The organism is Nocardioides sp. WG-D5, from assembly GCF_054031175.1.
This window is the reverse complement of the sequence record NZ_CM132928.1, coordinates 3,029,812-3,042,893: the sequence shown is the minus strand read 5'-3', so window position 1 is coordinate 3,042,893 and position 13,082 is coordinate 3,029,812. Positions and strand designations below refer to the sequence as shown.

General features: G+C 71.4%; 12 protein-coding genes. 5 read left to right on the top strand and 7 right to left on the bottom strand.

What is annotated here, in order from left to right:
* Positions 1-41: 41 nt before the first annotated feature.
* Complete coding sequence (locus ACWZJV_RS14880) at positions 42-1,058, bottom strand: FAD-binding oxidoreductase (RefSeq protein ID WP_457176778.1); 1,017 nt, start codon at positions 1,056-1,058, stop codon at positions 42-44.
* Positions 1,059-1,061: 3 nt separating this feature from the next.
* Positions 1,062-2,282 (bottom strand): cytochrome P450, encoded by a 1,221-nt coding sequence (locus ACWZJV_RS14875; RefSeq protein ID WP_008355727.1) that lies wholly within the window; start codon positions 2,280-2,282, stop codon positions 1,062-1,064.
* Positions 2,283-2,425: 143 nt separating this feature from the next.
* On the opposite strand from ACWZJV_RS14875, the gene ACWZJV_RS14870 reads away from it, so the two are divergent.
* Positions 2,426-3,364, top strand: coding sequence for an AraC family transcriptional regulator (locus tag ACWZJV_RS14870; protein WP_457176776.1), 939 nt, complete (start codon positions 2,426-2,428; stop codon positions 3,362-3,364).
* On the opposite strand, the gene ACWZJV_RS14865 is transcribed toward ACWZJV_RS14870, so the two are convergent.
* The 4 genes from ACWZJV_RS14865 to exaC are packed head-to-tail and all read right to left on the bottom strand — an operon-like array spanning position 3,354 to position 7,571.
* Positions 3,354-3,578 carry a hypothetical protein gene (locus ACWZJV_RS14865; RefSeq protein ID WP_457176774.1) on the bottom strand — a complete coding sequence of 75 codons (225 nt, stop codon included), beginning with the start codon at positions 3,576-3,578 and terminating at the stop codon, positions 3,354-3,356. The two genes, ACWZJV_RS14870 and ACWZJV_RS14865, sit on opposite strands and share 11 nt — an antisense overlap.
* A 58-nt stretch (positions 3,579-3,636) precedes the next feature.
* Complete coding sequence (gene acs, locus ACWZJV_RS14860; protein WP_457176772.1) at positions 3,637-5,607, bottom strand: acetate--CoA ligase; 1,971 nt, start codon at positions 5,605-5,607, stop codon at positions 3,637-3,639.
* Between the two features lie 48 nt (positions 5,608-5,655).
* A complete protein-coding gene (locus ACWZJV_RS14855) occupies positions 5,656-6,048 on the bottom strand; it encodes a DUF779 domain-containing protein (RefSeq protein WP_008355722.1) in 393 nt (130 codons plus the stop codon).
* Positions 6,048-7,571 carry an acetaldehyde dehydrogenase ExaC gene (gene exaC, locus ACWZJV_RS14850; RefSeq protein WP_196876041.1) on the bottom strand — a complete coding sequence of 508 codons (1,524 nt, stop codon included), beginning with the start codon at positions 7,569-7,571 and terminating at the stop codon, positions 6,048-6,050. The genes ACWZJV_RS14855 and exaC overlap by 1 nt, the downstream gene beginning before the upstream one ends.
* Before the next feature lie 146 nt (positions 7,572-7,717).
* On the opposite strand from exaC, the gene ACWZJV_RS14845 reads away from it, so the two are divergent.
* Genes ACWZJV_RS14845 through ACWZJV_RS14830 form a run of 4 tightly spaced genes read left to right on the top strand, consistent with a single transcriptional unit; the run spans position 7,718 to position 12,268 of the window.
* Positions 7,718-8,929, top strand: coding sequence for a helix-turn-helix domain-containing protein (locus ACWZJV_RS14845; protein WP_008355718.1), 1,212 nt, complete (start codon positions 7,718-7,720; stop codon positions 8,927-8,929).
* Between the two features lies 1 nt (position 8,930).
* Complete coding sequence (locus ACWZJV_RS14840; protein ID WP_196876042.1) at positions 8,931-10,172, top strand: iron-containing alcohol dehydrogenase; 1,242 nt, start codon at positions 8,931-8,933, stop codon at positions 10,170-10,172.
* A gap of 10 nt (positions 10,173-10,182) precedes the next feature.
* Complete coding sequence (locus ACWZJV_RS14835; RefSeq protein WP_008355714.1) at positions 10,183-11,550, top strand: MadS family sensor histidine kinase; 1,368 nt, start codon at positions 10,183-10,185, stop codon at positions 11,548-11,550.
* A 19-nt stretch (positions 11,551-11,569) separates the two neighbouring features.
* Positions 11,570-12,268 carry a MadR family response regulator transcription factor gene (locus ACWZJV_RS14830; protein WP_457176768.1) on the top strand — a complete coding sequence of 233 codons (699 nt, stop codon included), beginning with the start codon at positions 11,570-11,572 and terminating at the stop codon, positions 12,266-12,268.
* A gap of 25 nt (positions 12,269-12,293) precedes the next feature.
* Here ACWZJV_RS14830 and ACWZJV_RS14825 read toward each other — a convergent pair whose 3' ends face one another.
* A complete protein-coding gene (locus tag ACWZJV_RS14825; protein ID WP_196876044.1) occupies positions 12,294-12,899 on the bottom strand; it encodes an acetate uptake transporter in 606 nt (201 codons plus the stop codon).
* Positions 12,900-13,082: the final 183 nt, after the last annotated feature.

Sequence of the window (13,082 nt, the reverse complement as noted above, 5' to 3'; positions counted from 1 at the left end):
CCTCGCCCCCGACCTGCTCGACGCGCTGGCCGGCAGCAGCTTCACGGCGCAGGTGCGTCCGCGGCCGTGAACTTCTCGCGGTGGATCAGCCGGGGCGCCATCCGGCGGCGCTTGAACGCCTTGACGCCGGCCTCGACCATCGGCGGCGGGCCGCAGAGCCAGCCGGACCAGCCACGGGCGCTGGCCACGTCCTCGACGAAGGCGTCGGGGGCGTAGCCGTTGCGGTGGCCCGGCACGGACTCCCGGGAGAGCACGGTGACGAAGCTGAACCCGGGATGGCGGATCACCAGCTCCTCGAGGCGGTCGGTGTCGTAGAGGTCCGCCTCGTGGCGTACGCCGTGATAGAGGACCATCAGCCGCTTGGGATGGCGCTCCAGAGCCGTGCGGGCGATGCCGAGCAGCGGCGCCAGGCCGGTGCCACCGCCGATGAGCACCATCGGCTCGCCCTCGTCCTGGTCCGCGTCGGGGACGTGGAAGTCGCCGAGCGGGCCGCGCACCTCGACCCGGTCGCCGACAGCGACCGGCCCGAAGAGCCACTCGCTGGCCACGCCACCGGGGACGCGGCGTACGTGGAGCTCGAGGACCTTGTCCTCCTCGGCCGTGTTGGCGAGGGAGTAGGGGCGGCGCTCGGAGGTGCCGGGGACGAGCATCTCGACGTACTGCCCCGCCGAGAACGCGAGCGGCTCCTCGAGGCCGAGCAGGACCCGCCGGGTGTCCCGGGCGATCTCCTCGACCGCGACGACGGTGGCCGTGAGGTCGCGCAGCACGTGGGTCGTACGTCCCGTCTGGGAGCCCCGCAGCGCGACCTCGGTCTCGGCGAGCGGCCGGGCCTGGCAGGCGAGCGCCAGCCCGGCGGCACGCTCCTCCGCGGTCAACGTGTCGAGCGGGGACTCACGGTGGTCCACCTCGCCGCAGACGACCTGCAGCTTGCAGGTGCCGCAGGTGCCCTGGTTGCAGGAGTTCGGCATCCAGATGCCGGCCCGGAGGAACGCCTCGAGGATCGACTGGTCCTCGGCGCACTCGACGCGGCGGCCGGCGACGCTGATCGCGGCGGACACGGCTCAGACCTCCCAGGTGCAGTGCAGGCTCGTCGGGCCGCGAAATCCCCAGCCCCAGAACTCCACGCCCTCGCCGGTGTCGCGCTCCAGGTTGGGGATCGCCTCGAAGAGCTCCTCGAGCCCGATCCGCATGACCTGGTTGGCGTAGTAGATGCCCGCGCAGGCGTGGTTGCCGGCGCCGAAGGCGAGGTGCGGCAGCGGCGGCCGGTGTAGGTCGTACTCGGTGGGGGCGTCGTACTTCCCGGTGTCGTGGTTGGCGGAGCCGTAGGAGAGGATCACCGGGGTGCCGGCGGGCAGGTCGACGCCGGCGATGGTGACCGGCTTGGTGCTGATCCGGGCGGTCGCCGACCAGATCGGCGAGGTCCAGCGCATGCCCTCGGAGATGGCCCGCGGCAGCAGCGACGGGTCGTCGACGACCTCCTCCAGCTGCTCGGGACGGCTGAAGAGCCCCACCAGCGTGGAGGCCATGCCGTGGCCGGGCTCCTGCATCGCGCCGAGCAGGTAGACGTAGATGGTGGGGTAGATGTACTCGCGGGCACGGGTCTTGCCCGGCGGCATGCCGTCGTGGAGCCAGTGGGAGATCGCCGTGTTCTCCGGGTGCTCGATCCAGCGGTCGATCAGCGGATCGACGACCTCCTGGATCTCCGCCCGGGCCTCGTCGCCCGGGGTGAACCCCTCCGGGTTGGTGAACTCCCCGTTCTCGTCGACCGCGGCGTTGGTGAACGAGACGCTCAGCTTGTGGAACCACTCACGGAGCTTGTCGGAGGAGACCGACTGCAGCCCGAGCAGGTCGCCGAGCGAACGCACCGAGACCGGCTCGCAGAACTCGGCGACCAGCTCGGCGCTGCCGCGGTCCTCGAACTGCTCGACGTGGCTCCGGGCGATCGGGCGCACCAGGTCGTCGACCCAGCTGTCGACCTCGGCCGGCTGCAGCTGCGGCTCGACCATGCCGCGCAGGTCCGCGTGGATGTCGCCGTTGACACCGATGATCGCGGGATGGCCGAACGTACGCCCGCCGGCCGGGGTGATCACGGCCTCGAAGTCGGGGCTGGTCGCGACCTCGCGGCACACCTCGGCGGTCGAGGCGACGTACGACCCGAGGACCGGGACGAAGGCGAGCGGTGCCTCGCGGCGGAGACGTTCGTAAATCGGGTAGGGATTCCGCTCGAGGTCGCTCATCGTCACGTCGTCGAGCCAGGACAGGTCCTGCTGGGTGGTGGTCATCGGGTGCTCCTCGAAGGCTGAACGGGTCGGCACTGAGATCCCGAAGTTAGGTGCGTCACAGCAGACCGGCGACACGGATCGCGCGGTCTCGGCACCGGATGCGCGACCTTTTTGTGACGGACGTCTCAGGTAGACTCCGCGCCATGTCCGGTCGCCGGCGCACCGCCCCCCGGGACTGGGGCCAGGCCTCGAACGTGGTCGCCCAGGCGTACTTTCCGCATGAGCTGAGGCCGCTCGGCGGGAGCCACGAGCCTCGGCTGACGCTGCGTACGCTCGACCTCGGGCCGGTGCTGATCGGCCACGTCGGCTGGGGCGCCGACGTGGCGATCGACTGCGACTACCCCGGTGCGTTCGAGATCAACATGCCGATCACCGGGCATCTCGCGAGCCGGGGACGGTTCGGGGAGATCACCTCGGTGACCGGTCAGGGCACGGTCTTCCGCCCCGACACCCCCTCGCTCATCAGCCACTGGGACGCGACCTGCACGGTGCTCGGCGTGAAGTTCGACAGCTCCTGGCTGGAGGTGGAGGCCGAACGCGTCCTCGGCACCGACCGGGTCAACGTACGCACGCTGCTGCCGGAGCAGCTGTCCGTGCAGCACGGCCGGGCGCGGGCCTGGCACCACCTGATCACCAGCCTGGCCACCAACCTGCACGACCCGGACCTCTACGCCGACAGCGAGCTCGTACGCAGCCAGCTGGCCGGCGCGGTCGCGGTCGGTCTGCTCGAGGCCTGCTGCCCCGACGGCGGGGTCCGTCCGGCGGCGCAGCCGCGGATGATCCGGGCCGTGGTCGAGGCGCTCCACGACGACCCGGCCCGGGCCTGGACCGCCGCCGACATGGCCGTCCTCGCCGGCACCAGCGTCCGGCGCCTCCAGGAGGGCTTCCAGCGCTGGGTCGGCCAGTCGCCGACGCAGTACCTGCTCGACATCAGGCTGCAGCGGGCCCATGCCGACCTGGCCGGCGACCCCGCGCTCGCCATCGGCGACGTCGCCGCGCGCTGGGGCTTCTCGTCCGCGAGCAGGTTCGCGGCCGCCCACCGCCGGCGCTACGGCACCGCGCCGTCCCAGGTCAGGGACTGACCCCGCGCGCGCCCGCCACGGTGCGGGTGGGACGCGCTGCGGCGGAGCAGTCGGCACACCACCGGCGGATGTCCTCGGAGCGCAGCTGCCAGAACGCGTGCCAGCCCTGAGCCGGTGCACCGCAGAGGGTCACCTGCGTGCCGATCCGCTTCAGGTGCGCCTCGCCCCACGGCGCAGGATCCTTCGTGCCCGCGGGCTGGCGGTGCCTGGCCACGATGATCCAGCTGCGCCCTATCGTCCGGGGATCGACGCCTGTCGTGGGCACGGCCATCTCATCCCGCCGCCGCTTCGGTGTCGTCGGCCTCGCGGTTCGCGATCAACGCCATGACGCTCGGGTCGCTGAGCGTGGTGGTGTCACCGACGTCGCGGCCCTCGGCGACATCGCGCAGGAGGCGGCGCATGATCTTCCCGGACCGCGTCTTGGGCAGCTCCGGGACGATCGTGATCTGCCGCGGCTTGGCGATGGCCCCGATCTCCTTGGCCACGTGGCTGCGCAGCTCCTGGACCAGCGCCTCACCGGTGTTGCCGTCCCCCGAGCGCAGGATGACGTAGGCGACGACCGCCTGGCCGGTGGTCTCGTCGGCGGCGCCGACGACGGCTGCCTCGGCGACCCGTGGATGCGAGACCAGGGCGGACTCGATCTCGCTCGTGGAGAGGCGGTGGCCGGACACGTTCATCACGTCGTCGACGCGGCCGAGGATCCAGATGTCCCCGTCCTCGTCCTTCTTGGCGCCGTCGCCGGCGAAGTAGTAGCCGAGATCCGCGAAGCGGGTCCAGTACGTCTCGACGAAGCGGTCCTCGTCCTGCCACAGCGTGCGCAGCATGGCGGGCCAGGGCTTGGTGAGGACCAGGTAGCCGCTGGACCCGTTCGGCACCGAACGACCCTCCTCGTCGACCACGTCGGCGCCGATGCCGGGCAGCGGCCGCATCGCCGAGCCGGGCTTGCCGGCGGTGACCCCGGGGAGGGGGCTGATCATCATCTGACCGGTCTCGGTCTGCCACCAGGTGTCGACGACGGGGCAGCGGTCGCCGCCGATGACGTCGCGGTACCAGAGGTACGCCTCGGGGTTGATCGGCTCGCCGACCGACCCGAGGAGCCGCAGCGAGCTGAGGTCGTAGGTGTCCGGGATCTCCCGGCCCCACTTCATGAACGTCCGGATCGCCGTCGGGGCGGTGTAGAAGAGGGTCACGCCGTACCGCTCGATGATCTCCCACCAGCGACCCCGGTGCGGGCTGTCCGGCGTGCCCTCGTAGAGCACCTGGGTGACGCCGTTGGCGAGCGGGCCGTAGACGATGTAGCTGTGCCCGGTGACCCAGCCGATGTCGGCGGTGCACCAGTAGACGTCGGTGTCCGGCTTGAGGTCGAAGACGGCATGGTGGGTGTAGGCCGCGCCGGTCAGGTAGCCGCCGGTGGTGTGCAGGATGCCCTTGGGCTTGCCGGTCGTGCCCGAGGAGTACATGACGTACAGCGGGTGCTCGGCGTCGAACGCCTCGGGCGTGTGCTCGGGGGAGGCGCTGTCGACGACGTCGTGCCACCACAGGTCGGTGGCGTCGTCGAAGGGGACGTACTCCCCGGTGCGGCGCACGACGAGGACGTGGTCGACCGGGCTCTGGCTGCCCAGCCGCGACAGGGCGGCGTCGACGGCCGGCTTCAGCGCCGACGGGGCCCCACGGCGGTAGCCGCCGTCGGAGGTGATGACCAGCTTGGCCCGGCAGTCCTCGATGCGCGAGGCCAGCGCTTCGGCCGAGAACCCGCCGAACACCACGGTGTGGGTGGCGCCGATACGGGCACAGGCCAGCATCGCGACGATGGCCTCGGGGATCATCGGCAGGTAGATCGCGACCAGGTCACCGCTGCCCACGCCGAGGGAGGTCAGCGCGTTGGCGGCCCGGGACACCTCGTCCTTGAGCTCGGCGTAGGTGATGTCCCGGGTGTCACCGGGCTCGCCGACGAAGTGGAAGGCCACCTTGTCGCCGCGACCGGCCTCGACGTGACGGTCGACGCAGTTGTACGCCGCGTTGAGCTTCCCGTCCGCGAACCACCGCGCGCTGGGGGCCCGGGACCAGTCCAGCACCTCGGTGAACGGCTCGGCCCAGGTCAGCCGCTCGGCCTGCTCGGCCCAGAAGCCCTCGAGGTCGGACTCGGCACGGGCGTACGCCTCGGCGGTGACGTTGGCGGCAGCGGCGAGCTCGGCCGGCGGCTCGAAGCGGGTCGGTTTGCTGGGGATCGTCAGGTCGGTCATGGCGTCGTGCTTCCTTCGGGGGCGGGAGGGGATGGCTGGTGAGGCCGGCTAGCCGAGCAGGGCGGCCTCGTCGTCGGTGAACAGTCGCGACCGGATCAGGAACCGCACGCCCTCGGGCGCTTCCAGCGAGAACCCGGCGCCGCGTCCGGGGACGACGTCGATGGTGAGGTGGGTGTGCGACCAGTACTCGAACTGCGAGCGCGACATCCAGACGGGCACCTGGTCGTCCAGCCCGATGTCCAGGTCGCCCAGGTGGATGTCGGCGTCGCCGAGCATGAAGTCGCCGCTCGGGTAGCACATCGGGGCGGAGCCGTCGCAGCATCCACCGGACTGGTGGAACATGACCGGCCCGTGGATACCGACGAGACGGCGGAGCAGGTCCGCCGCCTCGTCGGTCACGGCGACCCGCGCCGGAAGGGAGGAGGCGTGGGTCGCGCTCATCAGAAGAACCCGAGGGCGTCGGGGCTGTAGCTGACGAGCAGGTTCTTGGTCTGCTGGTAGTGGTCCAGCATCATCTTGTGGGTCTCACGACCGATGCCGGACTGCTTGTAGCCACCGAAGGCCGCGTGGGCCGGGTAGGCGTGGTAGCAGTTCGTCCACACCCGGCCGGCCTTGATCTCCTTGCCCGCCCGGAAGGCCTGCGACCCGTCGCGCGACCAGACGCCGGCACCGAGGCCGTACAGGGTGTCGTTGGCGACCTTGAGGGCGTCGGCCTCGTCGTCGAAGCCGGTCAGCGAGACGACCGGGCCGAAGATCTCCTCCTGGAAGATCCGCATCGAGTTGTCGCCCTCGAAGACGGTCGGCTGCACGTAGTAGCCCTCGGCGAGGTCGCCCTCGAGGATGTTCCGCTCGCCACCGGTGAGGACCTTGGCGCCCTCGTCCTTGCCGATCTCGATGTAGGACAGGATCTTCTCGAGCTGGTCGTTGCTGGCCTGGGCGCCGATCATCGTGGTGTCGTCGAGCGGGTTGCCCTGCTTGATCTTCTCGACCCGGGCGATCGCGTCGCCGACGAAGTCGGAGTAGATCGAGCGCTGGACGAGCGCGCGCGACGGGCAGGTGCAGACCTCGCCCTGGTTGAGGGCGAACATCGTGAAGCCCTCGAGCGCCTTGTCGTAGAAGGCGTCCTTCTCCGCGGCGACCGAGTCGAAGAAGATGTTCGGGCTCTTGCCGCCGAGCTCCAGGGTCACCGGGATGATGTTCTGGCTGGCGTACTGCATGATCAGGCGGCCGGTCGTGGTCTCACCGGTGAAGGCGACCTTCGCGACCCGGGGCGAGGAGGCGAGCGGCTTGCCGGCCTCGACGCCGAACCCGTTGACGACGTTGAGCACGCCGGCGGGCAGCAGGTCGCCGACGAGCTCGACGAGCTTGAGGATCGACCACGGGGTCTGCTCGGCCGGCTTGAGCACGACCGCGTTGCCGGCGGCCAGGGCCGGGGCGAGCTTCCAGACCGCCATCAGGATCGGGAAGTTCCACGGGATGATCTGGCCGACGACGCCCAGCGGCTCGTGGAAGTGGTACGCCACGGTGTTCTCGTCGATCTCGCCGATGGTGCCCTCCTGGGCACGGAGCACACCGGCGAAGTAGCGGAAGTGGTCGATCGCGAGCGGGATGTCGGCGGCGAGGGTCTCGCGGACCGGCTTGCCGTTCTCCCAGGTCTCGGCCACGGCGATGGCGGTGAGGTTCTCCTCCATCACGTCGGCGATCTTGAGCAGGATGTTGGCCCGCTCCGTCGTCGAGGTCTTCCCCCACGACGGAGCGGCGGCATGTGCGGCGTCCAGGGCGGCCTCGATGTCCTCGGCCGTGCCCCGGGCGATCTCGGTGAACGGCTTGCCGTTCACCGGCGAGATGTTCTCGAAGTAGGCGCCCTTGACCGGGTCGACCCACTGGCCGCCGATGTAGTGGCCGTAGCGGCCTTGGACGGTGACCAGCGAGTCGGGCTGGCCGGGAGCTGCGTATACGGTCATCGGGAATTCTCCTCAGGCAAAGTCAGGCATTGGGGCGTGATCGTGGTCACAGACGCTAGGAACGCCGAGGTTGCAGCCACGTTGCGGAACCGATGCAACGTGAATGCAACCTTCAAATGTGACCCTCGTCACCAGAGGAGGTCCGGATGAGCGATACGAAGCAGAGCGCCTCGATGCGCGCAGCCGTGGCGGACTCGTGGCACCGGTCCGCCGCCGCCGGGGTGACCGCGGACGACACGTGCGCGCCGATCACCCTCCCCGAGGACCAGCTGCGAGACGTACGTGCCGCCCATCCGCTGGCGCGCGTGTTCCCGCTGCTCGACGACGTGCTCGGGCAGGCGGCGCGCGACTGCGACGCGATCATGGCCGTCTCCGACGAGGCCGGCCAGCTGCTCTGGGTGTGCGGGGCTCCGGCAGCCCTACGGCGCGCGGAGCGGATCGGCTTCGTCGAGGGGAGCAACTGGGACGAACGGCTCGCCGGCACGAACGCACCCGGCCTCGCGCTCCGGCTCGACCGGCCGACCAGTGTCGTCGCCGCCGAGCACTTCCGGCGCTCGGTCCAGCAGTGGAGCTGCGCCGCCACCCCGATCCACGACCCGGGCGACTCCCGCCTGCTCGGCGTCCTCGACATCACCGGCGGTGACTCCATCGTGGTACCCCAGACGATGGCGATGGTGCGCGCCGCGGCCAGGCTCGCGGAGTCCGAGCTCGCGCGCGAGCAGCTGCTCCCGAGGCAGCCCGAGACCCGGCCCGGCTGGGCGCGCATCGCCGTGGAGACGCTGGGTCGCCAGGACCTGCTGCTCTCGATCGACGACGGCCGTGGCCATCGCGCCCAGCTGCGGCTCTCGCCGCGCCACAGCGAGATCTTCCTGCTCCTCGCCAGCGCCCCGCGCGGGCTCTCCGGCGACGAGCTCGCCGTCCTGCTCTACGAGGACGACGGTGGCTCCTCGACGCTCCGCGCCGAGCTCAACCGGCTGCGCAACCTGCTGGGCGAGGAGTTCCTCGCCTCCCGGCCCTACCGGCTCACCACCGAGGTCACCGGCGACTGGCTCGGCGTGGAGGCCCGGCTCGCGGTGGGCGACGTCGCCGGCGCGCTCCGCTGCTACCGCGGCCCGATCCTGCCGCGCTCGGTGGCGCCCGGCGTCGTACGACTGCGGGAGACCCTGGCGCAGCAGCTGCGTGCCGCGGTGCTCCAGTCGGGCCAGCCCGACCTCGTCTCGACCTGGACCCGGTCGGCGTGGGGCGCCGACGACTACGAGATGTGGCTCCGCCTCCAGGACCTGCTGCCGCCCGGTTCCCCGCTGATGGCGCTCGCCGACGGTCAGATCGCCCGGCTGGACCGCGAGGTGGGTCTCTGAGATGAGCGCCGGAGCCGGAGCCACGACAGCAGTGATCGCCCGCACCCGGGAGGCCCCTCCCCGGCACGAGCCCGTCCCACCGACCGCCCCGCTCGACCAGGTGGTGAAGTTCCAGGCACCCGAGGTCGTCTTCGGACCCGACTCGCTCGGCGAGGCGGGCTACGCCGCCGCCCGGCTCGGTGCCCGGCGGCCGTTCGTCGTCACCGATCCCGGCATCGTCGAGGCCGGCTGGGTCGACGAGCTGCTCCGGCTGCTGCGGGCCGAGGGGCTCGCCCCGGTGCTGTGGACCGAGGTCACGCCGAACCCCAAGGACCACGAGGTACGCCGCGCCTACGAGAGGTACGTCGAGACCGAGGCCGACGTCATCGTGGCGATCGGCGGCGGCTCCTGCATGGACGCCGCGAAGGGCGTCGCGGTGCTCTCGGGCAACGGCGGCGACATCCTCGACTACGCCGGGATCGACCAGATCGCCCGGCCGATCCCGCCGATGCTGATGATCCCGAGCACCTCCGGGACCGGGGCCGACGTCTCCCAGTTCTGCATCGTCACCGACACCGACCGCCGGGTGAAGATCACGATCATGGGCCGGGCGCTGGTGCCGGACGTCTCGATCACCGACCCACGACTGCTGACCACGATGCCGGAGGCGCTCAACGCCGCGACCGGCCTGGACGCGCTGACCCACGGCATCGAGTCGTACGTGTCGCTGGCGCACAACCCGCTGGCCGACGGGCACGCGATGGCCTCGGTCGCCCTCGTCTGCCGCCACCTTCGCTCGACCATCACCGACCCCGGCGCGATGGAGCACCGCGCGATGATGGCGCAGGCGAGCCTGCAGGCCGGACTGGCCTTCACCAACGCGATCCTCGGGGCGACCCATGCGATGAGCCACCAGGTCGGCGGGCTGCTCGACGCCCCGCACGGGGTGGTCAACGGCGTGCTGCTCCCGCACGTGATCCGCTACAACGCGCGCTCGGTCCCCGAGCGGTTCGTCGGCCTGGCCCGGGCGGCCGGGCTGCCGGTCGACGGCGTCCCCGGGTACGTCGCTGCCGAGATGCTGGCCGACCACGTGCGGCGCCTGGCCGACGACGTCGGCGTGCCCCGAGGCCTGCGTGATCTCGGGGTGACCGACACCGATCTCGACACGCTGTCGGTGACCACCCTCGACGACGCCTGCCTGACGACGAACCCACGACCGGCGAGCCGCACCGAGATCCACGCGCTCTTCCGGGAAGCCCTGTGAAGGCAGTCCCGTGAGCGCCCCCGACCTGGCAGCACTGACCGGCGTACGTTCCGGCAAACGCTCCTACTACCGCGCCTTCCTGCGCTCCGACGAGCGGATGCAGCAGGCCGTACGCGCCATGGACTCGATCTCCCGGGCGCTGGTGCGCACGGTGGAGGGTCCGCGGGCGCTCCTGGAGGAGGTGGCCCGCGCGGCCGCGGTGCACCTCGCCGCGGAGTGGACGATCCTGGCGCTGGCCGACGGCCACCTGACCGGGGCGCGGCCGAGGTTCATCGTGGTCGACCACGACGGTCGGGTGGTCGGCGACGAGGAGGACCTCCCCGGCGTCGTACGCCGCGAGCTCGGTGCGATCCGGGCCGGCCATGCCACCGGAGCCCCCGGCCCGGCCCGCTGGGTGCGAGTGCCGATGACGCTGGAGAGCGTCATGATCGGCAGCCTGGTCGGCCTCCACGGGCTCGCGGACGACCCCGAGCCCGGGGACCTGTCGGTGCTGCGGATCCTGGCCAACGAGGCCGCGGTGGCGCTGCACACCTCCGAGCAGTACCAGGCCGGGCTCGCCCAGCACCGGCGCGCCCAGCGGCTCTACGACGAGGTCGGCGCCCGGGAGCGGGACCTCGAGCAGCGGACCCGAGAGCTGCGCGAGGCCGAGGAGCGGCTGCTGGTGGCCCGGCAGCGCGAGCTGGTCGACCACGAGCGCCACCGCATCGCGCGGGAGCTCCACGACAGCGTGACCCAGTTCGTGCTCTCGGCCGGGATGTCGGTCGAGGTGGCGCGCGGCGAGACTGAGGACCTGGGGCCTGCCGGCGAGCGGATCACCGAGCTCCTCAACACCGCCAAGCAGCTCACCCAGGACGCCGTGGAGCAGCTGCGCCGGGCGATCTACGCCCTGCACCAGCCGCATCGCGACACGGTCTCCTCGCTGCCGGAGCTGCTGCACGAGGTGGCCGAGCACCATCGCCCGCACCTGGACGTGTCGGTGCGGGTCGAGGGCGAGGTGTGCCCGATGCCCGCGGAGGCCAAGCACGACATCGCCCGCGCGGTCGGCGAGGCGCTCTTCAACGTGGCCATCCACGCCGAGGCCACCCAGGCCGTGCTCCGGCTCCGCTACCGCAAGCACGAGCTCTACGTCGGGGTCGCCGACGACGGCCGCGGCGACCCCGGCCTGCTCGCCCGGAAGCTGCGTCTCGAGCGCGGCGCCTCGATCGACGGGAGACACCGCGGCCTGGCGAACATCGAGACCCGGATCAGCGAGCTCGGCGGCACCGTCGCGTTCCGCCGCTCGCACCTCGGCGGGGTCCGGGTCGAGCTCCGGGTGCCGCTGCCGGTCGTGGACCGCGGCCGAGGAACGATCTGCGGGCTCATCGAGGACCCGCAGTAGCCGCTTCGAGGAGGAACCCATGACCATGCTCAGCGCACCCCAGGCGGTCCCGGCCACAGCGGTCCCGGACCGGACCACGGCCGGGATCGACGTACTGCTGGTCGATGATCACGCGATCGTGCGGCAGGGTCTGCGCTCGATCCTGGAGCGTGAGCCCGGGCTGCGGGTCGTCGCGGAGGCGGCGACGGCGGCCGAGGCGCTCGCTCGGGTCAACAGCGCCCGCCCGGACATCGTGCTGCTCGACCTGAAGCTCTCCTCGTCCTCGGACGCCGAGGGGCTCGAGCTCTGCGCGGCGCTCACCCAGCGCCATCCGGAGGCACTGATCCTGGTGCTGACCACGTTCCTCGACGAGCAGCTGGTGATGCAGGCGATCCGAGCCGGCGCCCGCGGCTACGTCGTCAAGGACGTCGACACCACCGGGCTGGTCCGGGCGATCCGGGACGTGGCGAGCGGCGGCAGCGCCTTCGACGCGCGCTCCGCGGCGGCGATGATCCGCGGCGTGAACATGCCGGTGACCAGCGACGACTCCGAGCTCACCAGCCGCGAGCTCGAGGTGCTGGAGCTCCTCGCCCACGGGCTGTCGAACCGCGCCATCGGCCACCGGCTCTACATCTCGGACACCACCGCGAAGTTCCACGTGGGCAACATCCTGCGGAAGCTGGGCGTCAGCCGCCGGGCCGAGGCGGTGTACGAGGCGTCCAAGATGGGACTCCTCTGACCGACGGCCCGACGGCCGAGCGAGATCACGGCACCGGCAGGACCGTGCGGTCCCAGGTCGTGTTCACGATGATCGCGGCCGAGGCGTAGAGCGCCACCACGGCGTCCAGGATCAGCACGTAGCCGGCGGTCTTGCCGAGACCGGCGCTGCCGAGGAACGACCCGAAGGCCGCGAGGTAGAAGACCCCGGCCAGGAGCACGAAGATCACGATCGTGGTGGTGTTGGTGCGCAGCGCCGCCAGCAGCATGTAGGACGTGAACAGCGCCCAGGCGAGCAGGAACATCCCGGTGATCGCGGCGCCGTCGGCGGTCACCATCGGACCGTAGAACTGCACCAGCAGCGCATAGGAGAGCCAGAACCCGGCGTACGCGGTGAACACGAGGGCCGGGAACGTCTCGCCACGCCGGTAGTGGACCAGACCGGCCAGGAGCTCGGTGGCGAAGCCCAGCGCCAGCGCGAGGGGCAGCACCGCCGGCAGGGCGGCCGCGTCCACGAGTCCCGACATCACGCTGGACAGCACGAGCGCCGAGATCCCGAAGCTGGCCAGGCCGAGCGGGAACGGGTCGCCCCAGGCCGTCGGGGTGGTGCCTTGCACCGTGGGCACCTCTGCATCGATGGATGTGTTCGTCATCAGTTCCTCCAGGGAGTGAGCCGTGGTCCGGGCTGGGCTACGGTCCTCTCAAACTAGTGACGTACGACACACCGGCAGACCCGCCGAGTGGGCGGTCGCGCACCTGCCCTCGGGTAGGCCTCCTACCCGGTTGCGTGCGGCCGACGGACAGGTCGGACCGGTCTGTGACCTGGCCTGACGCGG